Annotated in this window: 23 protein-coding genes; 10 read left to right on the top strand and 13 right to left on the bottom strand. The window is 71.4% G+C overall.

The genetic code is table 11. The features are described from left to right. Positions 1 to 104 precede the first annotated feature (104 nt). Both ACWENQ_RS05145 and ACWENQ_RS05140 read left to right on the top strand, forming a co-directional pair. Positions 105 to 863 (top strand): alpha/beta hydrolase, encoded by a 759-nt coding sequence (locus ACWENQ_RS05145; RefSeq protein WP_354919334.1) that lies wholly within the window; start codon positions 105 to 107, stop codon positions 861 to 863. Positions 864 to 905: 42 nt separating this feature from the next. Then, on the top strand, positions 906 to 1,349 hold the full coding sequence (locus ACWENQ_RS05140) for a hypothetical protein (RefSeq protein WP_449921287.1): 444 nt from the start codon (positions 906 to 908) through the stop codon (positions 1,347 to 1,349). Positions 1,350 to 1,380: 31 nt separating this feature from the next. Here ACWENQ_RS05140 and ACWENQ_RS05135 read toward each other — a convergent pair whose 3' ends face one another. Genes ACWENQ_RS05135 through ACWENQ_RS05105 form a run of 7 tightly spaced genes read right to left on the bottom strand, consistent with a single transcriptional unit; the run spans position 1,381 to position 6,950 of the window. Continuing rightward, positions 1,381 to 2,481: a hypothetical protein gene (locus ACWENQ_RS05135; protein WP_449921289.1), complete on the bottom strand. Its 1,101-nt coding sequence runs from the start codon at positions 2,479 to 2,481 to the stop codon at positions 1,381 to 1,383. A gap of 36 nt (positions 2,482 to 2,517) precedes the next feature. Then, positions 2,518 to 3,210, bottom strand: coding sequence for an endonuclease/exonuclease/phosphatase family protein (locus ACWENQ_RS05130; RefSeq protein ID WP_452412920.1), 693 nt, complete (start codon positions 3,208 to 3,210; stop codon positions 2,518 to 2,520). A gap of 9 nt (positions 3,211 to 3,219) precedes the next feature. Beyond that, on the bottom strand, positions 3,220 to 4,152 hold the full coding sequence (locus ACWENQ_RS05125) for an ROK family glucokinase (protein ID WP_449921293.1): 933 nt from the start codon (positions 4,150 to 4,152) through the stop codon (positions 3,220 to 3,222). A 29-nt stretch (positions 4,153 to 4,181) separates the two neighbouring features. Continuing rightward, on the bottom strand, positions 4,182 to 4,571 hold the full coding sequence (locus ACWENQ_RS05120) for a DUF5304 family protein (RefSeq protein WP_449921294.1): 390 nt from the start codon (positions 4,569 to 4,571) through the stop codon (positions 4,182 to 4,184). Continuing rightward, on the bottom strand, positions 4,564 to 5,727 hold the full coding sequence (locus ACWENQ_RS05115) for an ArsA family ATPase (protein WP_449921297.1): 1,164 nt from the start codon (positions 5,725 to 5,727) through the stop codon (positions 4,564 to 4,566). Before ACWENQ_RS05115 ends, ACWENQ_RS05120 begins: the two co-directional genes overlap by 8 nt. Continuing rightward, positions 5,724 to 6,161 (bottom strand): SRPBCC family protein, encoded by a 438-nt coding sequence (locus ACWENQ_RS05110; RefSeq protein ID WP_354919355.1) that lies wholly within the window; start codon positions 6,159 to 6,161, stop codon positions 5,724 to 5,726. Before ACWENQ_RS05110 ends, ACWENQ_RS05115 begins: the two co-directional genes overlap by 4 nt. 21 nt (positions 6,162 to 6,182) lie before the next feature. Next, positions 6,183 to 6,950, bottom strand: a complete 768-nt coding sequence (locus tag ACWENQ_RS05105) for a metallophosphoesterase family protein (RefSeq protein ID WP_354919357.1) — start codon at positions 6,948 to 6,950, stop codon at positions 6,183 to 6,185. 168 nt (positions 6,951 to 7,118) lie between these two features. Here ACWENQ_RS05105 and ACWENQ_RS05100 point away from each other — a divergent pair, with 168 nt between their 5' ends. Further along, a complete protein-coding gene (locus ACWENQ_RS05100; RefSeq protein WP_452412919.1) occupies positions 7,119 to 8,870 on the top strand; it encodes an AMP-dependent synthetase/ligase in 1,752 nt (583 codons plus the stop codon). Positions 8,871 to 8,880: 10 nt separating this feature from the next. Here the strand turns inward: ACWENQ_RS05100 and ACWENQ_RS05095 are convergent, their stop codons facing one another. Together ACWENQ_RS05095 and ACWENQ_RS05090 are read right to left on the bottom strand one after the other, a co-directional pair. Beyond that, complete coding sequence (locus ACWENQ_RS05095) at positions 8,881 to 10,098, bottom strand: FAD-dependent oxidoreductase (RefSeq protein WP_449921304.1); 1,218 nt, start codon at positions 10,096 to 10,098, stop codon at positions 8,881 to 8,883. Then, positions 10,085 to 10,690, bottom strand: a complete 606-nt coding sequence (locus ACWENQ_RS05090; protein WP_449921307.1) for a PadR family transcriptional regulator — start codon at positions 10,688 to 10,690, stop codon at positions 10,085 to 10,087. The genes ACWENQ_RS05095 and ACWENQ_RS05090 overlap by 14 nt, the downstream gene beginning before the upstream one ends. 168 nt (positions 10,691 to 10,858) lie before the next feature. On the opposite strand from ACWENQ_RS05090, the gene ACWENQ_RS05085 reads away from it, so the two are divergent. The 7 genes from ACWENQ_RS05085 to ACWENQ_RS05055 all read left to right on the top strand — a co-directional run bounded on the left by ACWENQ_RS05085 (position 10,859) and on the right by ACWENQ_RS05055 (position 16,638). Continuing rightward, positions 10,859 to 12,148 carry an ABC transporter substrate-binding protein gene (locus ACWENQ_RS05085; protein WP_354919369.1) on the top strand — a complete coding sequence of 430 codons (1,290 nt, stop codon included), beginning with the start codon at positions 10,859 to 10,861 and terminating at the stop codon, positions 12,146 to 12,148. Continuing rightward, complete coding sequence (locus ACWENQ_RS05080; protein ID WP_452412918.1) at positions 12,148 to 13,014, top strand: carbohydrate ABC transporter permease; 867 nt, start codon at positions 12,148 to 12,150, stop codon at positions 13,012 to 13,014. Before ACWENQ_RS05085 ends, ACWENQ_RS05080 begins: the two co-directional genes overlap by 1 nt. Beyond that, a complete protein-coding gene (locus ACWENQ_RS05075; protein WP_354919374.1) occupies positions 13,011 to 13,925 on the top strand; it encodes a carbohydrate ABC transporter permease in 915 nt (304 codons plus the stop codon). The genes ACWENQ_RS05080 and ACWENQ_RS05075 overlap by 4 nt, the downstream gene beginning before the upstream one ends. Positions 13,926 to 13,997: 72 nt before the next feature. Continuing rightward, positions 13,998 to 14,876, top strand: coding sequence for an NAD-dependent epimerase/dehydratase family protein (locus ACWENQ_RS05070; RefSeq protein ID WP_452412917.1), 879 nt, complete (start codon positions 13,998 to 14,000; stop codon positions 14,874 to 14,876). 47 nt (positions 14,877 to 14,923) lie between these two features. After that, a complete protein-coding gene (locus ACWENQ_RS05065; protein WP_449921312.1) occupies positions 14,924 to 15,496 on the top strand; it encodes a toxin-antitoxin system HicB family antitoxin in 573 nt (190 codons plus the stop codon). 35 nt (positions 15,497 to 15,531) lie between these two features. Then, positions 15,532 to 16,326, top strand: coding sequence for a DUF4097 family beta strand repeat-containing protein (locus ACWENQ_RS05060; RefSeq protein ID WP_452412916.1), 795 nt, complete (start codon positions 15,532 to 15,534; stop codon positions 16,324 to 16,326). A 108-nt stretch (positions 16,327 to 16,434) separates the two neighbouring features. Then, positions 16,435 to 16,638 carry a hypothetical protein gene (locus ACWENQ_RS05055; protein ID WP_452412915.1) on the top strand — a complete coding sequence of 68 codons (204 nt, stop codon included), beginning with the start codon at positions 16,435 to 16,437 and terminating at the stop codon, positions 16,636 to 16,638. A 31-nt stretch (positions 16,639 to 16,669) separates the two neighbouring features. Here the strand turns inward: ACWENQ_RS05055 and ACWENQ_RS05050 are convergent, their stop codons facing one another. The 4 genes from ACWENQ_RS05050 to ACWENQ_RS05035 form a co-directional block, all read right to left on the bottom strand. Beyond that, positions 16,670 to 17,758, bottom strand: a complete 1,089-nt coding sequence (locus ACWENQ_RS05050) for a glycosyltransferase family 4 protein (protein WP_452412914.1) — start codon at positions 17,756 to 17,758, stop codon at positions 16,670 to 16,672. Between the two features lie 103 nt (positions 17,759 to 17,861). Further along, positions 17,862 to 19,085, bottom strand: coding sequence for a M48 family metallopeptidase (locus ACWENQ_RS05045; RefSeq protein ID WP_452412913.1), 1,224 nt, complete (start codon positions 19,083 to 19,085; stop codon positions 17,862 to 17,864). Next, positions 19,082 to 19,897 carry a hypothetical protein gene (locus tag ACWENQ_RS05040; protein WP_452412912.1) on the bottom strand — a complete coding sequence of 272 codons (816 nt, stop codon included), beginning with the start codon at positions 19,895 to 19,897 and terminating at the stop codon, positions 19,082 to 19,084. The genes ACWENQ_RS05045 and ACWENQ_RS05040 overlap by 4 nt, the downstream gene beginning before the upstream one ends. Before the next feature lie 153 nt (positions 19,898 to 20,050). Further along, entirely contained in the window at positions 20,051 to 20,587 is a 537-nt protein-coding gene (locus ACWENQ_RS05035; protein ID WP_452412911.1) for a C40 family peptidase, read from the bottom strand. Positions 20,588 to 20,607 lie beyond the last annotated feature (20 nt).

Raw genomic sequence — 20,607 nt, 5'->3', positions numbered from 1 at the left:
CACCACCACTCGCGCAACTCCCCCATATCATGCGACGATCGGGCAAATCGGGGATCAATTACCGACGAAATTGTGCAGGGATGATTTCCCGGCGAGGAGCGGTTATGCCGGTCATGCCAGGCGCGGAGCCGTACCACCACGAGGCCGGACAGGTGGGTGTCCTGCTGTGTCACGGCTTCACCGGCACACCACAGTCGTTGCGGCCCTGGGGCGAGTACCTGGCGGCGCACGGCCTCACCGTGGCCCTGCCGCGGCTGCCCGGGCACGGGACCACCTGGCAGGAGATGAGCCACACCCGCTGGGAGGACTGGTTCGCCGAGCTGGAGAAGGCCTTCGAGGACCTGCAGGGCAGGTGCGCGGAGGTGTTCGTGGCCGGGCTCTCGCTGGGCGGCTGCATGGCGTTAAGGCTGGCGGAGGTGCACGGTCCTGGCGTCAAGGGCGTGATCGTGGTCAACCCGTCGATCGCCAACGACGTGCCGCTGCTGCGTCTCGCGCCGCTGCTGAAGTGGTTCATCGCGTCGGTTCCCGGAGTGGCGGGCGACATCAAGAAGCCGGGAGCGGCCGAGCTGGCCTACACGCGCACACCGGTCAAGGCGGCGGCGTCGCTGCCGTGGCTGTGGTCGCTCGTGCAGGCCGACCTGGCGACGCTCGAGGCGCCGGTGCTGGTCTTCCACAGCCCCGAGGACCACGTGGTCAAACCGACGAGCGTGGCGATCCTGCGCGAGCGGGTCGCCGGAGTGACGGTGGAGGAGCTCCCCGATAGCTACCATGTTGCGACCCTCGACAACGATGCCGACAAGATCTTTGCCGGGAGCCTGGACTTCATCAGGACACATGCCTCGGTACCCTTGCAGAGAGACTGATCGCCACCGGGGGACAAGTGCGATCTTCGTGAAGGATGTGACGTGACGCCGCAGAGTGACGAGGACGAGGTCTGGCGTCAGATCGTCGCGTCCTACAACGAGCCGGACTCGGCCGAGCAGCCGTGGCCCGACAGCGAGAACCTGTCCCCCGCCGATCACGAGCCCGAGCCCACCCGCAGGGTGATCAAGGCCTCCGAGCCGGACGACGACCAGACGCCCCTGGAGGAGGACGACGACGAGGGCCACTTCGTGCCCGAGCCGCCCCCTCCGCTGCCCAAGATCGACCTGGCCACCAAGCTCGCGTGGGTGGCACTGTTCGGCGGCCCCGCCTACCTGCTGGTGGCGGCCATGAGCGGCTGGGACATGCAGGGGTGGGCGCTGTTCACCGCGGTGGCCGCCTTCATCGGCGGCTTCGTGGCGCTCGTGGTGCGCATGGGTGACGGCCCGCCCAACGACTCCGGCTGGGACGACGGCGCGGTCGTCTGACCGCCGGAAGCACGCGCCGCGGCGGTCGCGGTCAGCGGTCCGCCGAGCGCGCGAAGGACTCCACGATGTCGGTGTAGCGTTCGGCCGCGTCGACGACGTGGCCGACGGCCCAGACCGCGCCCTTGCCCGGCAGGTAGGTCACCGCCTGCAGCCTGACGCTGCCCCTGACCTTCTCGGGGCCGCCGCGGATGACCTCCCACCGCTTCTTCTCCCTGCGCAGCAGGTACGCCTCGTCGTCGTGGTCGGGGTCGTAGCCGGAGACCCAGAAGCGGCCCTTGCCGTCCCCGGTGACGCCGTACAGCCTGGCGCGTGACTCCGGCAGGTCGGCGCGGCTCCAGCGCTTGCCGTTCCAGACCAGCGCGAGCGGCTCGGACACGCCCAGCTCACCGTAGACGCCGCCCACCGCCACCGCCCGCTTGGCGCTGTCGACGTAGACGTCGCGCAGGTAGCCGCCGGGGACGGAGGGCAGCGGCATCCGGGTCCACTTGCCCTCGGCGTAGCGCATGATCAGCGGCGCCTTGCCGGTGTCGCCGACGGCGAAGGTGCCGGCGACCGCGTAGAGGGTGCCGTCCTCCTCGCTCTGGTGCAGCGTCCACCTGCCGTCCTGCCCGGTCAGCAGCAGCGCCTTGCCGTCGCGGCTGCCCGCGGCGACGACCCGGCCGGCGCGGGCGTCGATGCCGCCGAACCAGTCGCCCGCCCGCACACCGGGCACCCTGACCCTGTCGAAGCCGCCGGCGTCACCCCTGCCCAGGTACGGCAGGCCGTCGTGGCCGTCGCCCACCGTCCAGACCTGGCCGGCGGAGACGGCCGACACGCTGCGCAGTTGCCCTGTGCCCGTCGTGTCGCGGATGGGCACCTCGCTCCACGTCTTGCCGTTCCACCGGCTGATGGAGCCGCGGTTCTCCCACACGTCCCAGATCTGCTGCTGGCCGACCGCCCACACCTCGGTCGCGGAGACCGCGTCCACGTCGGTCAGCGTGCTGTCGGCCCGCAGGTGCACGCTCGTCGAGCGCTGCCACGCCTCGATCGGCGTGCTGGCGGGCTCGGCGTGCGCGGCGCCCACGACGGGCAGTCCGGAGACGATGGTTGCCACGCACAGGAACAGCGCACGCCGCCGAAGGCGACGGGTCATGAGCAAATGGTACGGCCCGCGGCGCCGCGTCGCGGCCTAGGTCCGCACAAGCCTGGCGGCCACCGGCAGATGGTCGGTGGCCGCCATGAGGTCGCCGGGATCGGCGTCGACGCCACCGCACCAGGCGACCTCGAGGCCCTGAGCGGCGAAGATCGCGTCGATGCGCTTGCCGGGGCGCCTGGCCGTGAAGGTGAAACCATTACCTCGCGGCGCCCTCGGATAGCAGTCGCTCAGCCTGGCCGCGATGTAGCGCCAGGTGGCCTTGTCGTCCTGCTCGTTGATGTCGCCCGCGAGGACGATCGCGGCGCCGAACCTGGCCGCGACCTGCTCGATCATGGTGACGGCCTCCGTGGCGTGGTGGAGCCTGGCCGCCTCGTCGAGGTCGAGGTGGATCGAGCCGACGGCGAAGCGCGCGCCCTCCACCTCGACGACGGCGATGGCGACGGCTCTGATCTCCAAGCCTAAGAAGATCTTTAACACGTGGCTCTCGGTGTGCAGCAGCCGTACCCCGGGAGCGGTGAGGATGGCCACCCCGCCGAGCCTGCCGCCCGCGGCGACGCGCAACCCCGCCGACTCGGCCAGTTCCGCGCGCCGGCGCCGCCAGCACAGCAGCCGCGGCGCCTCCTGCACGCACAGCACGTCAGGACTCATCGCCTTGATGACCCTGGCAAGCGCGGCGACGTCATCCTTCATGCCGCGCACGTTGTAGGTGCCGACCGTGATGGTCACCCCGTGAATTTACCTCCTGCGGGCCAGATCCGCAGCGCCCACGAGCCCGGCCGACGCGCCGAGCCGGGCGAGCTTGATCTCGGCGACCGGCCGGTGGCCCCTGCCGGTCAGCGCGCGGGCGAACGTCTCGCGTGTCCTGTCGATGAACAGGTCGGCTGCCCGCGACACGCCGCCGCCGACGATGAAGAGCCCGGGGTCGAGCACGGCCGCGAGGTCGGCCATGCCCTGCGCCAGCCAGTCGGCCATGCTGGCGAAGGCGGCCAGCGAGGCCTCGTCACCCTGCCGGGCGGCCTCGGTGATCTCCTCGCCCTCGATCGTGTCGCCTACCATGCCGAGCAGGATCGAGGCCCGCTCCGGCTGGTTGGCGACGATCTCGCGGGTCTCGCGGACGAGCGCGTTGCCGCTGGCGTACTGCTCCCAGCAGCCGAGGTTGCCGCACCCGCAGAGCCTGCCCTCGGGCACCACCTGCATGTGGCCGAGCTCGGCGCCCATGCCCCACCGGCCGCGGTAGAGCTGGCCGTCGATGACGATGCCGCCGCCGATGCCGGTGCCGACGGTGACGCAGACGATGTGGCTCTCGCCCCTGCCCGCGCCGAAGCGGGCCTCGCCCCACGCCATGGCGTTGGCGTCGTTCTCCACGACGACGGGCAGGCCGACGAGCTCGGTGATCTTCTTCTGGAGCGGCTCCTCGCGCCAGGCCAGGTTCGGCGCGAAGCGGACGATGGAGCGGGTCTCGTCGACGAAGCCCGCCGCGCCCACGCCGACCGCCTCGATCTCCTTGCCCTTCGACAGCTCCTTGACCACGTCGGCGACCGTCACGGCGAGCAGGTCGGGCCGGTCTGCCGCGGTGGGCCGCAAGGCGTTGTCGATGATGGTGCCGTTCTCGTCCACCACGCCCGCGGCGACCTTCGTCCCGCCGATGTCCACGCCGATCGTCAGCATGTCCGTCCCAACCTTTCCTCCGGAGCTCCTCAGCCCAGGTCGATGTGCTCCACGTCGTCGCGTCGCTCCTCACGGGGCCTGCGGGCGGTGCTCGGACGGCTCAGCGCGTCGACGGCCTGGCGGAAGGCGGCGAACAGCTCGCCACCGGCGGCCATCAGATGCCCTGTCACGTCCGACCCCGACTCCCGCTGCGCGGCGATGGCCCGGCAGAACGGGCACGCGCGGCAGATGTACTCGCCCTCGGGGTGTTCGGCGACCGCCTCACCCCACACGTCCCTGTCCCGGCTGCCGCCGCCGGTGAACGAGTTGATCACCGTCTTGCCGACCTGGCGGGTGGCTCTCCCCTGCAGCGCGTCGAACAGCTTGCGCGCTTCCTCGGCGACCGTGCCGATGGGATCTCTGTCGTTGCTCTCAGTCATCTCGCCCTCCTGCCAGGAACCGTACCCGCAGGCGGCCGTCGCGGAGCACGGCGCCGCCGATCTTCCTGCGCGCCAGCGCGGCGGGCAGCGCCAGGATCCTCCGGTACGGCCCGGCCGTGACGATCAGCTCGTCGCCCTTGCGGGCCAGGTCGATCTCGCTCCTGTCGGCTCCCGGCAGGGCGAGGGACAGCTCGTCGCCGTCGAAGGCGAGCGGCGGCTCGACGCCGGGATCGGCGAACGGATCGCTGCCGGCGTAAACGGCCGCGCCCACCTCGGCCAGCGCGTCGGCGCCGACGGGCTCGCCCGGCAGGTAGGGGACGACGTGGACGGGCAGCGGGGCGAACGACTCCTCGGCCTCCGCCAGGAGCTTCGACTGGGCGATCACCCACTGGGTGCGCCACTCGTCGGCGTCCTCGGCGGGGAAGACGCGGTTGGCGATCACCGCGTCGACGCGGTAGCCGTACAGGTTGAGCGAGGTGAGGGTGCGCCTGGCCTCGGCCAGCACCACCGACTCGGGCGTCAGCACGAGGCGGACGGAGGCGGAGGGGCCGGTGAGCAGCCCGCGCACGTCCATGAGGCTGCGGTGCAGGCGCTCGGCCGCGCCGACGACCTCGTCGCCGGGGGTGCTGACGTGGGCGAGACCGCGCACGAACGGCGCGACGACCTTCATCAGCCTGCGTCCGACGGGCAGCAGCCGCGAGACGTGCCAGTCGAGCGCCTCGGGCAGGGACAGCAGGCGCAGCGTCTCGGCGGTCGGCGCGCAGTCGACGACGATGACGTCCCAGCGTCCCGACCGGGCCTGCTCGCGCAGCTCGAGCAGCGCGATGACCTCCTCGGCGCCCGGCAGGACGGTGATCTCCTCGGCGGTGATCTCGTCGAGGCCGAGCTCGGTGAACAGGCCCCTGGCGTAGTCCTGCAGCTCTCCCCAGTGGCGTTCGAGCGACTTCTGGGTGTCGACCTGGTGGAGGTGCAGGCCGGGCTCGATCTCCACCGGCTGGTCGGCCACGGTGACGGCGAGCGCGTCGGCCAGCGAGTGGGCGGTGTCGGTGGAGACGACCAGGGTCTTCAGCCCGCGCCGCGCGGCGAGCGTCGCGGTGGCCGCGGCCACCGTCGTCTTGCCGACGCCGCCCTTACCGGTGAAGAGCAGGACTCTCATCGGCCCTCGACACGCCTCTTCAGACCCTTGAGCGCCGTGTCGACGATGACCTTCTCCGCCTTGCGCTTGATCATGCCGATCATCGGGACCTTCAGGTCGACCGCGAGATCGTAGGTCACCTCGGTGCCACTGCCCCGATCGGCGAGGGTGTAACTCCCCCTCAGCTCGCGCACCATCGTGCCGGACTCGACGACCCGCCAGCTGACGCTGTCGTCGTCGTTCCACTCGTAGCCGAGGGTGTAGGTGTCGCTGATCACCCCCGCGTCGAGCACGAAGCGCACGGTCTGCGGGCGTCCGTCGCCGTCCGTGGTCAGGACCTCGGCCGACTTCACCTGACCCGCCCATTCGGGGTAGGCGGGGAAGTCGGCGACGACGGTCATCACGCTGGAGCGGTCGGCGTCGATGGTGATGCTCGACGTGGTGCGGTCAGCCATGCGACCAAGGTACCGGTCAGGTCACCATTCGAGGACGTAAGGGACGCCGTTTCCACGGAAGTGGCCGACGTTCACGCATTCGGTCCTGCCGATCCTGGTGCGCGCGTAGAGCGGCTGGTGCACGTGCCCGAACAGCGCGTAGCGCGGCTGGGTGCGCCTGATCGCCTCCAGCGTCGCCTCGCTGCCCCTCTCGTAGCGCCTGGCCACCACGTCGTAGAGCAGCTCGGGCACCGCGGGCGGGATGTGGCAGCACAGGACGTCCACCTCGCCGACCGCGGCCACCTTGGCGGCGAACTCCTCGTCGCTGATCTCGTACGGCGTGCGGTAGGGCGTGCGCAGCCCTCCCCCGACGAAGCCGAACGTGAGCCCGCCGATCTCCACGGTCTGCCCGTCGAGCACGGTCAGCCCAGGCCTGAGGTAGTCGCCCCACAGCCGGGGCAGGTCGACGTTGCCGTAGGTCAGGTAGGCCGGCGTCGGCATGGCCGCGAACAGCCGCGCGTACTGGTCCCTGACGATCCGCTCGATGTGATCGCGCGGATCGCCGTCGAGGCTCGCCCACAGCCGTCCTGACAGCTGCCTGGCCTCGTCGAACCGCTTGGCGGTGCGCAGCGCGATGAACTCGGCGGCCATCTCCGCGCCGAACAGCTCGGGGAAGATGCCCTGGGCGTGGTCGGCGTAGTCGATGAAGAGGATCAGGTCGCCCAGGCAGATCAGGGCGTCGGCGCCGTCGCCCGCGCGGGCCAGCGCGTCGACGCTTCCGTGGACATCGCTCACGACATGCACCCGCATACGGGACACCCTAGTGGCGCCCCTTCGCGGCTGGTGCGGCACTGCGCCCAACGGCTGCTAGCGTGATGAACGCCCTTGATAACGCCTATGTGACGAGGCTACCCACGCGTAACTTAACGCGGTAGCGTCCTCGGTCGTCCCAGAAGCGTGCACCCGGAGGAGTGATCCGTGCGCGAGTACAGCGTCCCCGTCCTGGTGGATGTTCCGCTAACCGCCAACTGCACCGACACGGTCTTCAGGCGCGGCGAGCAGGAGCCTGGGGCGGTCGTGATGCGCAGGAAGGCCGGCGAGAGCTGGCCGGCCGTCACCGCGGGCGAGTTCCGTGACGAGGTCGCCGCGCTGGCCAAGGGCCTCATCGCCGCGGGCATCGAGCCCGGCGACCGCATCGCGCTGATGTCGCGCACCCGGTACGAGTGGACCGTCATCGACTACGCCATCTGGGCGGCCGGCGCGGTCAGCGTGCCCGTGTACGAGACCTCCGCCACCGACCAGGTCGCGTGGATCCTGTCCGACAGCGGCGCCAAGGCCGCCTTCGTCGAGCTCGACGCCCATGAGGAGACGGTCAAGGCGGCCCAGCCGGCGCTGGAGAACATCTGGCGGGTGACGGAGATCGGCGACCTGACCGGTCCCGGCGTCTCCGACGAGGAGCTGGAGGCGCGCCGTACCTCCCGTCAGGGCGGCGACCTGGCGACGATCATCTACACCTCCGGCACCACGGGCAGGCCGAAGGGCTGCCGGCTCACCCACGACAACCTGCTGTTCACCTCGATCAACGTGGCCAGGGGGCCGCTGGAGCCGCTCTTCGACGTGCCGGGCCGGGCGGCGCTGCTGTTCCTGCCGCTGGCGCACGTGTTCGCCAGGGTGATCCAGATCGTGCTCGTCGAGACCGGCACCGTGCTGGCCCACACGCCGAACATGAAGAACGTCGCGCCCGACCTGGCGGCCTTCCAGCCGACGTTCCTGCTCGGCGTGCCCAGGGTGTTCGAGAAGGTCTACAACGGCGCCGAGCAGAAGGCCGTCGCGAGCGGCAAGGGCAGGATCTTCGCCCGCGCCGCCGACGTCGCCATCGCCTACAGCAAGGCCCGGTCCGCCGGCGGCGCGCCGCTCGGCCTGCGCCTGCGGCACCTGCTGTTCGACAGGCTGGTGTACGGCAAGCTCCGCCAGGCCACGGGCGGCCGGCTGTCGGCGGCCGTCTCCGGCGGCGGCGCGCTCGGCGAGCGGCTCGGTCACTTCTTCACCGGTGTCGGCATCGAGGTCTTCGAGGGGTACGGCCTGACCGAGACGACCGCGCCCGTCTCGGTCAACATGCCCGGCGCCAACAAGATCGGCACTGTGGGCAAGCCGATCCCGGGCGCCAGTGTCAGGATCGACGAGGACGGCGAGATCCTCACCAAGGGCCGCCACGTCTTCCACGGCTACTGGAACAACGACGAGGCCACCGCGGCGGCGGTCGACGCCGACGGCTGGTACCACACCGGCGACGTCGGGGAGCTCGACGGCGACGGGTACCTGCGCATCACCGGGCGCAAGAAGGAGATCCTGGTCACGGCCGCGGGCAAGAACATCGCGCCCGCGCCGCTCGAGGACGCCATCAGGTCGCACCCGCTGATCTCCCAGGCGATGGTCGTCGGCGACGGCAGGCCGTTCGCCGCCGCCCTCGTCACGCTCGACCCCGAGGCGCTGGCGCAGCGCGGGCTGCCGGCCGGGCAGGCCGGGCAGGACGCCGCGGTGCTGGCGGAGGTGCAGTCGGCGGTCGACGCGGCCAACAGGAGCGTGTCGCGGGCGGAGCAGATCAAGAAGTTCGTCATCCTGGACGCGGACCTGACCGAGGAGAGCGGACATCTGACGCCGACGCTCAAGGTCAAGCGGAACCTGGTGATGAAGGACTTCGCCGCCGAGATCGACGACCTGTACGCCTAGCGACGGGGGCTCATCGCGCCGAGGTGGCCGAGGGGGCGCCGACGGGGGCGTCCCACTCGACGTGGTGGCGTTGCTCGACGCCGAGCGTCCGCTCCGGCTTCAGGAACGTCCGCGTCGCCAGCGGCATCATCAGCCTCATCATCGTGATGGCGAACGGCCCGAGCGCCTTGCTGTTGTTGGTCCTGGCGGCCCGCCTGGCGACCTTCTCCACGCGCTCGCGGCGCAGCCGTTCGTAGGCCGCGAAGGCGCGGGCGGGGTCGGGCAGGTCGCGCAGGCAGCGGGCGAGCTCGACCGCGCTCTCCGCCGCCAGTGACGCGCCCTGTCCCGAGCTGGGCGACGGCGCGTGGACGGAGTCGCCGACCAGCACCATCCTGTCGCTGTGCCAGCGCGGCACGCTCGGCATGATCTCGACCGTGCCCAGCGTGACCAGGTCCTCGGGCCTGGTGTGCCGCAGCAGCTCCGGGCCGGGCACGTCGCCCGCGTAGATCTCGCGCAGCCGGCGCAGCCACTCGTCCGCGGGCACGGCCCGCGCCTGGGCGGTGGTCATCGGCCTGTCGTGGGGGACGTTGGCGAACCAGGCGGTCCTGCCGTCGGGCTGGACCCAGTAGCCGAGGAAGCCGCGCCCGCCGAAGACGAAGTACGCGGCGTCGGGCCGGGCCGGTGGCGCGACGTCGGCCAGGCCGCCGAAGTTCAGCAGGGGGACGTGGCGCGGCTCGGGCGCCGCGGGGTCGATGAGCGTGCGGACGACGGAGCGGATGCCGTCCGCGCCGACGAGGATGTCGGCGCTCGCGCTCGTGCCGTCGGCGAAGTGCGCGGTGACGCCCGTGGCGCTCTCGTCGGCGCCGACCAGGCGCCTGCCGTAGGCGAAGGGGACGCCGGAGGCGACGGCGTGGGCGTGCACCGCCCGGTACAGGTCGCCGCGCCACATCGCCTGGCCGGGCTCGAGGTCGGCCAGGCCACGGAACTCGCCGATGAGCCTGCCCGCGCCGTCGGTGATCACCGTGTCCTTCACGGGCTGCCCGGTGGCCTTGACCGGCGTGTCCGCGCCGACGGCCCGTAAGGCGTCCAGCCCGTTCGGCGCGATGGTGAGCGTGCCGCCGATGCCGTCCGCGGTGCCCGCGTAGGCCTCGTGGACGGTCGCCTCGATGCCCGCGCGGCGCAGTGCCATCGCGGTCACGGGGCCCGCGATGCCGCCGCCGATCACCAGTGCCGTGCTAACCGCTGCCATGATGACTCCCGAAGATCGTGTGCCAGGTGGTGACGTAGTCGGGTTGCTGGAGCGCCTCGACGAGCCGGTCGACGAAGCGGAGCTCGGCCTCGATCACGGCGAGCCGGTAGTCCTCCTCGACGAGGAACACCCACGCGACGCCGCTCTCGGTGGCGGCGCGCACGCTCTCGCGGATCTCGCCGGCCTGCGCCTCGATCGCGGTGGCGCGCCGGCGCAGCAGGCCGGCCGCCTCGGCCGGATCGAGGACGCTCAGCAGGGAGAGCGCGACCCCGAAGTGCGGGTACTCCTCCGCCGGCTGGGCGACCAGCTCACGCAGCCAGTCGTAGAGCTCGCGCCGGCCGGGGTCGGTGAGCGCGTAGAGCGTGCGCTCGGGGCGTTCGGTGTCGCGCACGGTCTCCCGCTCGACGATGAGACCCGCCTTCGCCAGCTGCTTGACCACCATGTAGAGCGAGCCCCTGTTGTACTTGAAGCTGCGGTCCTTGTGGGTCTCCTGCAGCCGCCGCCCGAGTTCGTACGGATGCATCGGCTCCATCAGCAGGAACGCCAGCACCGCCAGGGCGAGCGGGTTGGACACCTTGCGCCGGTTCTCCACGCACATCTCCATAGTTGACATCAACTAGTTGACATCAACTATAGGCGCGGAAGTCGCCTCTGGGAAGCCCTCCGATCGTTAGGAAACCTACGTTGACATTCGTGCTGATTCTGTGGGAATTTGCGGAATATCGGGGGAATCTGAGGGTCGGCCAAGGAGGAACTCACCATGACCCAACGTCTGCCGATCACCCGCCGGAACCTGCTGCTCGGCGCAGCGGCCTTCGGAGTCCCCGCGATCCTCGCGGGATGCGGCGGAAACCCCAGCGATCAGCGCGCCCCCGGCGCGAGCGGTTCGGCGGCGCGCGGCACCGTCACCATCGGCTCCAACGCCTCCGACGAAATCCCCAAGAAGTCACTGGAAACCGTGATCAAGGCCTTCACGCAGGCCGACGTCAGAATCAACACGGTCGACCACAACACCTTCCAGGAGAACATCAACCGCTACCTCAAGGGCACGCCCGACGACGTGTTCACCTGGTTCGCGGGCTACCGCATGCAGTTCTTCGCCGAGCAGGGGCTGGCCACCGACATCTCCGACGTGTGGCAGGAGATCGGCGCCGACTACACCCCCGCCTTCAAGGCGGCCTCGACAGGCTCGGACGGCAAGCAGTACTTCGTCCCGTTCACCTACTACCCGTGGGCGGTCTTCTACCGCAAGAGCCTGTGGGAGGAGAAGGGCTACCAGCCACCCAAGACGCTGGACGAGTTAACCGCGCTGGCCAGGAAGATGAAGGCCGACGGGCTCATCCCCATCGCCTTCGCCGACAAGGACGGCTGGCCCGCGATGGGCACCTTCGACATCCTCAACATGCGGACCAACGGCTACGACTTCCACATCTCCCTGATGGCTGGCAAGGAGACGTGGACCGACCCGAAGGTCAGGCAGGTCTTCGACACCTGGCGGGGCCTGATGGAGTTCCACCAGCCCGCGGCGCTGGGCCGTACCTGGCAGGAGGCCGGGCAGTCGCTCGCCCAGAAGAAGACCGGCATGTACCTGCTGGGCATGTTCGTCGCCCAGCAGTTCCCCGAGGCCGACCGCGACGACATCGACTTCTTCACCTTCCCCGAGATCAACCCGCAGTTCGGCACCGACTCCATCGACGCGCCGATCGACGGCTACATGATCTCGGCCAAGGCCAAGAACGTGGACGGCGCCAAGACGCTGCTCAAGCACTTCGCGCAGGCCACCTCGCAGAACGCGGCCACCAAGCTCGACCCCGGCACACTGGCGGCCAGCTCCAAGGCCGACACCGGCGGCTACAGCGCGCTGCAGAAACGGGGTGCCGAGCTGGTCTCGCAGGCCAAGCACATCGCCCAGTTCCTCGACCGCGACACCCGGCCCGACTTCGCCTCGACCGTGATGATCCCGGCGCTGCAGCGGTTCGTCGGCAAACCCGACGACATCGACTCCTTGCTGAAGGACATCGAGGCGCAGAAGCTCAACATCTTCCGTTGATGACCCGCCGATACTCCCCCAGGGACCTCGCTGTCCTGAGCCTGGGGCTCGGGACGGCCGTCCTGGTCAACGTGGCTCTCATCTGGGGACCCACGCTGGCCTCGATCGCGCTGTCGGGCACCGACTGGAACGGCATCTCCGAGCTGCGCTGGATCGGGACGCGCAACTACGGAGACCTGACGGGCGAGTACCCGCCGTTCTGGTCCGCGGTCCGCAACAACGTGCTGTGGCTGGGCTTCCTCGGCCTGGTCGCCACCCCCTTCGGGCTGTTCTGCGCGGTGCTGCTCGACCGGCGGCTGCGGCTGTCGCGGGCCTACCAGAGCGCGCTCTACCTGCCCGTCGTCCTGTCCCTCGCCGTCGTCGGCTTCATCGCCCAGCTCGTCTACTCCTCCGACTACGGCGTGCTGAACGCGGTGACCGGGCTCACCACTGACTGGCTCGGCGACAGCGACATCAACATCTGGGTCGTCATGGTGGCCGCCGCCTGGCGGCACGTCGGCTACGTGATGATCATCTACCTGGCCGGGCTGAAGGCGGTCGACCCCGCGCTGAAGGAGGCCGCGGCGATCGACGGGGCCAACGAGGCGCAGTCGTTCTTCCGCGTGGTCTTCCCCACCCTGCGGCCGATCAACATCATCGTGCTGGTGATCACGGTCATCGAGGCGCTGCGCGCCTTCGACATCGTCTACGCCATCAACAAGGGCAGGAACGGGCTCGAACTGCTGTCGGTGCTGGTCACCGAGAACATCGTGGGCGAGGCGAGCAGGATCGGGTTCGGCTCGGCGATCGCGGTGATCCTGCTGGTGATCTCGATGGGGTTCATCGTCACCTACCTGACGCAGATGTTCAAGGAGGACCGCAGGTGACGCTGACCGCCTCCCGCCCCACCGCCGTCCAGCCGGCCCGGCCGCCGGCCAAACGCCCCTTCCGGCCGTCGCGCGTGGTGCTGCACGCCTTCCTCGTGGTCGTGTCGCTGGGCTGGCTGCTGCCGCTGCTGCTGGCCGTCTACGCCTCGCTGCGGCCGTACGAGGAGACGGCCGAGCTGGGCTACTTCTCGCTGCCCCGCACGCTCACCCTCGACTACTACACCCAGGCCTGGGCCCAGGCCGAGCTGCCCAAGTACTACCTCAACACGCTCATCGTCGTCGTGCCCGGCGTGATCCTCACCCTGCTGCTGGCCTCCTTCGCCGCCTTCGTGATCGCCCGGCTGCGCATCCCGGGGCGCAAGGTGCTGCTGGTGGTGTTCACGGCGGGCAACCTGCTGCCGCCGCAGGTGCTGATCACGCCGCTGTACACGCTGTACACGCTGGTCCCGCTGCCGTGGTGGCTGTCGGACTCGCTGTCGCTGTACGACTCCTACCTCGGGCTGATCCTCGTCCACGTGGCCTTCCAGTTCGGTTTCTGCGTGTTCGTGCTGGCCAACTTCATGCGGACGATCCCCGAGGAGATCTCCGAGGCGGCGCTGGTGGACGGGGCGAGCGTGTGGCGGCGCTACTGGCAGCTGACGTTGCCGCTGTGCCGTCCCGCGCTGGCGGCGCTGGCCACGCTGGAGTTCACGTGGATGTACAACGACTTCCTGTGGGCGCTGGTGCTGATGTCGTCGGGCGACAAGCTGCCGGTGACGTCGGCGCTGAACAACCTGCGCGGGCAGTTCTTCACCGACTACAACCTGCTGGCGGCCGGGTCGCTGCTGGTGGCGCTGCCGACGCTGATCGTCTTCCAGCTGGCGCACAAGCAGTTCATCTCCGGGCTCACGCTCGGCTCCACGAAGGGCTGACGCGCCTCCTCCCCCGTCTTTCCCAGGGGGAGGCGCGCCGCCCGCCCGGCCGGGCCGTACGAAAGGAACGACGTGCGCGTCGCAGTCACAGGAGCCCACGGCAAGGTGGGGCGCGCCACCGTGCGCGCCCTCCAGGCGGCCGGACACGAGGTGACGGCGATCGACCTCACCCGTCCCGTCCACGAGCGCGTCGAGCCCGGTGCGCCCGCCTACCAGCAGGCCGACCTCACCGACGCCGGCCAGGCGTTCGCCGCCGTCAGGGGCGTCGAGGCGGTCGTGCACGCCGCCGCCATCCCCGATCCGCTGTCCAACCCGCCGCACGTGGTCTTCCACAACAACCTCATGGCGCTGTTCAACGTGCTGGAGGCGGCGATCGCCTGCGGCGCCGGACGGTTCGTGAACATCTCCAGCGAGACCGTGCCGGGCTTCTTCTTCCCCGACCGGCCCTTCCTGCCCGACTACGTCCCCGTCGACGAGGAGCATCCCGCCCACCCGCAGGACCCCTACGCGCTGGCCAAGCACTTCGGCGAGCAGCTCATGGACGCCGCGGTGCGCCGCTGCGACCTGCGCTGCGTCTCGATCAGGCCGAGCTGGGTGCAGCACGAGGGCAACTACGAGCGCAACCTCGGCCCCGTCGTCAGGGACGCCGCGGCGGCCGGCGTCAGCCTGGGCGGCTACGTCGACGTCCACGACCTGGCCGACGCGATCGTGCTGGCCGTGGAGTGCTCGCTGCCGGGGCACGAGATCTTCTACATCGCCTCCCCCGACAACGCCGGCGGCCACGACCTGCGCGCGCTGGCCGCCCGGCTGTACGGCGACGCGGTCGAGGTGCGCCCGCACGACCGCGTGGACGCCTCGGCGATCTCGTGCGAGAAGGCGGTCAGGATGCTCGGCTGGAGGCCGAAGCGGTCGTGGCGCGACTACCTCGACGAGGACGGCCGCGCCCACTGACGTCACCCCCTCTTGTGTTGACGTCATGGTGATGCCATGATGACGTCATGGATCTGACGCACTACATCGAGAACCTGCGCCGCGAGTTCGGCGACGCGGCCGACGCCGCGGGGCCAGAGGCGCGGGCGATGGCCGACCGGCTCACCGGGCTGCTCGACTCTTCTCTGCGGCTCACGCTCATCGAGGTGCTCTCCGAGGCCGCCGACGAGCTGACGAGGGAGATCGAGCCCGGCGTCGTCGACGTGCGCATCCGCGGCAGGCAGCCCGAGTTCGTGGTCACCGTGCCACCCGCCTGGCACGCGGGCACGCCCGCCGCTCCGCAGCCGCCCTTCCCGCCCGCCCCGGGGGCTGCCCCGCTGCCGCCCTTCCCGGCCGCTCCGGGGTTCCCGCCGGAGGCCCCCGAGCCGCCGACGCCGCCCGGCGAGGCCGACCAGGGCACCGCCCGGATGACGCTCCGGCTGCCGGAGGCGCTGAAGGCCCGCATCGAACGGGCCGCCGCCGCCTCGGGCGTCTCGGTCAACGCCTGGCTGGTCAGGGCGCTGTCCGGCGCCGTCGCCGAGCCCGCGCCCGGCACGCCGCCCCCCACGATCGGCCGCCGCATCAGCGGCTGGGTGAGCTGACCGCCGTCCTTCTCTCACACGTTTGGAGTTCCGTCATGCCCGTCTTCTCCACACCCGAGCCCGTCACCGCCCACGTCGACATCCCGGCCGGCCAGATCAGGATCAGCGCGAGCGACCGCGACGACACCCACGTCGAGGTACGGCCGGCCGACCCCGGCAGCCCCACCGACATCGAGTACGCGCAGGACGTCGTCGTCGAGCACGCCGACGGGGTGATCACCGTCAAGGCCCCCGGCCGGCAGCGGTTCAGGAGGGCGCCCGCACTCCACGTCTCCATCGCGCTGCCCTCACGCTCCAACCTGCGCGCCACGACCGCCTCCGCCGACGTCATCGCCACGGGCGAACTGCGGGCAGTGGCTGTCGACTGCGCCTCGGGTGACGTCACGGTGGCGCACGCGGTCGAACTCGGCGTCAAAAGCGCCTCCGGCGACGTCAGATGTGACGTCATCGAAAGCGACGCGATCGTCGATGCCACCTCAGGCAACGTGCGGCTCGGCACCGTCGGCGGCGGGATCTCCGTCGTCACCGCCTCCGGTGACACCGTCATCGGCCATGCGGGCGGCGACGTCGGCAGCCGCTCGGCCTCCGGCGACCTGGTCGTGGAGAGCGTCGCGCGCGGCAGGGTCGGCGCCGAGAGCGCCTCGGGAGACATCAGGATCGCGATCGCCGAGGGGTCGGCCGCCTGGCTCGAGGTGTCGTCGCTGTCCGGGCGCGTCCGGTCCGAGCTGCGGCAGTCGGAGGAACCCGCCGAGGGCGTCGACAAGGTCGAGGTGCGGGCACGCACGCTGAGCGGCGACATCGCGATCGTCAGGGCCGCGGGCGCACGATGAACGACCGGATCGACCGGCCGGCGGCAGTGAAAACGGAGGACGCTCGATGAACGACCGGATCGACCGATCCGCGCGCCCGGATGGCGGCACCGAAACGGAGGACGCGCGATGAACGACCAGCTGAGCTACCTGTACACCCGGGCGGCGCACCGGGACCGCGTCGCCGCGGCGGAGCGCCTGGCCGCCTTACGGCCGTGGCGGGCCGGCCGGGACGGCGGGCTGCGTCACACGCTCGCGCTCGGCCTGCACCGCCTGGCCGACTCCATCGAGCCGTCCCGCCCGACCGGCGTCCATCCCGCCCCCTCGGCCTGACCCCGCCCGGGGCACACGTCACAGACCCGTGTCACAGGAGGGTGTGGAAACGGGCGGCGACGCGCTCCCAGTCCCACTCGCCCGACACCCACTCCCTGCCCCGCTCCCCCATCTTGCGCGCCCTTCCGGGATCGCCCAGCAGGTCGATCAGCGCGCCCGCCACCTCCTCCACCGACCTGCCGTCCACCACCAACCCCGTCTCGCCGTGCCGTACGGCGTCGGGGGCTCCGCCGGAGGCGCCCGCCACCACCGGCAGGCCGGTCGCCGACGCCTCGAGGAACACGATCCCCAGCCCCTCGACGTCGATCCCGCCCAGCCGGGTCCTGCACGGCATGGCGAACACGTCGCCCACCGCGTAGTACGAGGGCAGCTCGGCGGGGGGCACGACGCCGGTGAACCGTACGGACCCGCCGAGGGGTGCCGCCATGCGGGCCAGCCGCCGGTGGTACGGCCCGCCGCCCACGACGAGCAGCACCGCCGACGGGACCGCCCGCAGCACCAGCGGCCATGCCGTGATCAGCGTGTCCTGTCCCTTGCGCGGCACGAGCCTGGACACGCAGACCGCGACGGGCCTGCCGTCGAGCCCGAGTGACCGGCGCAGCGCCGCCGCCTCCACCGACGGGTGGAAGAGTGCCGGGTCGACGCCCGGCGTGAGCCGGACGAGCTTGGCGGCGGGCACCACCCCGACGAGCCGGGCGTGGGTGTAGGACCCGAGGTAGGTGACCACGTCCGCGTGGGCGCCGATCCGCCGCATGAGGGGGCGGAACAGCGGCGAGGACTCGTGCCCGTGGGTGAGCATGACGATCCTGCGCGCTCCCGCGGCGCGCAGGCGGGGGGCGAGGAGGCCGAGCGGGGCGGCCGCGCCGAAGACGACGGTGTCGACGCCGTGCGCGGTCACCAGCCTGGCCGCCGCGCGCGCCACCGCGGCCGTGGGCAGCATGAGGGAGGTGGGATGCCGGACGACCGGGTACGGCTGGCGCCCGTCGAACTCCTCCCAGCCGCGCCACCGCGAGGCATGGACGATCACGGAGGGGGTGCGCAGGGCCAGCCCGTGGACGAACGACTGGATACCGCCCGGCCTGGGCGGGAAGTCGTTGGTGACGATGAGCACCCTGGTCACGCCGCCACCCCGCCCACATCCGGCCGGCCGGCACGGCGCGTCCGCCGGGAGGCGGGGCGGGGCCGGGGCGCGGCAGGGGCGGAGGTCATGGGAAGCGCCCTGCTCACGGGGCGTTCATGAGCTCCCATGAGCGGGCCATGGAGATGCGCTGCGGCGCGGTCGGATGCGAGGCATAGAGCACATATTCCACAGCATCAGGCGACAAGTCCGAAATGTTGGTAACAGCAAGCCGTTTTTGCATCGCGATGAACGTCCCCGGGTCCCGGGTCAGGTCCAGCGCGTGCAGGTCGGCCCTCGCCTCGACGTGACGGCTGACGAGGTTCTGCGCGGGCCCCGACAACACCGTCGCCAGCGACAGGAACCCCATGACGGCCCCCACCGCCAGCGGGTCCGACAACGGCCGGCGCCACAGCGGGGCCACGCAGAACAGCAGCACCGCCCCGAAGGCCGCGCCGAGCCCGCCCACGAGCGTGCCGTGGAGCACGTCGTCGTACGTGGCGTGCCCCAGCTCGTGCGCGATGATCAGCTCCACCTCCTTGTCCGGCGCCTTCAGCAGCGTGTCGTAGACGACGATCCTGCGCGTGGCGCCGAACCCGGAGACGTAGGCGTTGAGCGCGGTGGTCCGGCGGGAGGCGTCGGCGACGAGCACGTCCTCGACCGGCACGTCGGCCCGCCTGGCCAGATCGAGCAGGTCGGTACGCAGCTCTCCCGCGGGCATCGGGGCGAAGTCGTTGAAGATCGGCTCGAACACGACGGGGTAGACGAAGGAGGCGCCCACCGTCAGCACGAACGCGCCGGCCGCCACGGGCACCCACCACCGCCTGAAGCGCCTGGCCAGGCCGACGATCGCGAGCACCATGACCGACAGCAGCGCGACGCGCACGCCGATGGACTTGAGCCGGTCGCCCGTCCAGCTCCACCAGTTCTGGGTGGACAGCCCGAAGGCGCGCAGCTCGGTCTCGAACCACATGCCCAGCGGCCAGCGCAGCACCTCGACGACGGCGGTCAGCACGACGACGCCGAGGACGACCCGCAGCCACCACGGTCCCCTCAGCCCGCGCAGCAGCCGCGCGCCGAGGGGGGTGGCCACGAGCAGGCCGGCGAACACGACGGTCAGGCCGAGCGACAGGTAGGAGGCCACGCTCGTGGCCGCGTCGAAGGCGCGGGAGCGGGCGATCTGGGCGGAGGTGAAGTCCTGTGCGGGGTCGGGCGGCACCGTGGGCGCCCCCGCCATGACGTCCCACGGCGTGGTGAGCACCACGACCACCAGGATGGCCACCCCGAGCACCGTCAACGCGATGCCCGCCTGCCGATCCAGCCGCCTCATCCGTCTCCCTCCGCGCCTGTCAGCTCGTTGCGGACATACTCCCGCCAGTGCGCGACGAGCGCGCGGACCGACAGGCCCAGCGGCTCGAGCGCCTGGCCGAGCCGCATTCCGGCGGCCCGCTGGTAGAGGTCGGCCAGCGCCCGCTCGCCGTACCTGGCGGCGATCAGGCGGCAGGCCAGCCATGACTCCTGGTAGACCTGCGCGAGCCGGGGCGAGCCCGGCGCGAAGGCGGCGTCGGCGGGCAGCGCGCCGGGCAGCCGTCCCGCGCGTGCCTCGGCCGCCAGTTCCGCGGCCGCCACCCGCGTCGCGAGTCCCGAGCGCAGGTAGCCGACGTAGTCGGCGAACCCTTCCCGCAGCCACACGGGCCGCCCTTCCGTTCCGGCGGCCACGTGGGTCAGCTCGTGGGTGAGGACGACGTCGCGGCCCACGGGTGTGAGGCGCGCGAAGGCGCCGGGCAGGACGATCACCTGTTCCGCCGAGGCCAGCGCGGCCAGCCCGTCGACGGGGCCCGTGCCCGCGAGGGCGGCCGCCTCCGCGGTGGTCCTGGGCACCACGACCCGTGGCCGTACGGCGCGCCGCAGGACCGCCGAGACGGTGAGGGCCGCCGCGTCGGCCCGCGTGGCCAGGTCGCGCAGGAGGGCGGCGGCGGTGTGGTGCCCGACGACGAGCGAGCGCGCGCCGTAGGCGACGACGACGCCTGACTCGCCGAGCGCGCGGGCCTCGGGCGGCAGGCGGCGTCCCGCGGACCCGGCCACCGTGCAGATCGCCGGTCCGGCCAGCGCGGCCGCCAGCAGGGTTCTGCGGGTCACCACGGCTGTGATGCTAGCCCGGACAGGCCGAAGCCCCGTCCGAGGGGGATGGACGGGGCTTCGGGCGTCCGGCGGCCGGGGGCTACGCGCCGGGGCTTCGGGCGTCCGGCGGCCGGGGGCTACGCGCCGGGGCTTCGGGCGTCCGGCGGCCGAGGGCTACGCGCCGGGGCGGACCGCGCCGGCGAAGGACGCCTTGCGCCAGCCGCCGAGCTTCTCGATCCGCACGGTCTTGCCCGTGCTCGGCGAGTGGACCATCCGGCCCTTGCCGACGTACATGCCGACGTGGCCCTTCCCGCGGAAGAACATCAGGTCACCAGGCTTGAGATCGCTCCACCTGACCTTCTTCTTGATGCGCGCGTACTGGCTGTACGTGACGCGGGGGATCTTGATGCCGGCCTTGGCCCAGGAGTACTGGACCAGTCCCGAGCAGTCGAAGGCGCCGGGTCCTGTGCCGCCGAAGCGGTAGGGGTCGCCGATCTGCTTCTTGGCGGTGGCGACGGCCTTGGCCGCCTTCAGCCGCTGTCGAGCCGCCTTGGCCTGCCGTGTCGCCGCGGCCGTCGACGCCGCGCCCGCCTGTACGGCCGGCGCCGTCTTCACGGTCGTCGTCGTCGCCAGGGTGGTGGTCGCGGGGGCCGCTGTCGCCGGGGTCACTGTCGCCTGCGCCGCGGGTGCGTGGAGGACGATCCCTCCCATCGCCACCACGACGCCGCTGA

The sequence above is a fragment of the Nonomuraea sp. NPDC004354 genome, assembly GCF_053602555.1.
Note: the sequence above shows the minus strand (reverse complement) of the source record. Positions and strands in the feature narration are given on the sequence as shown.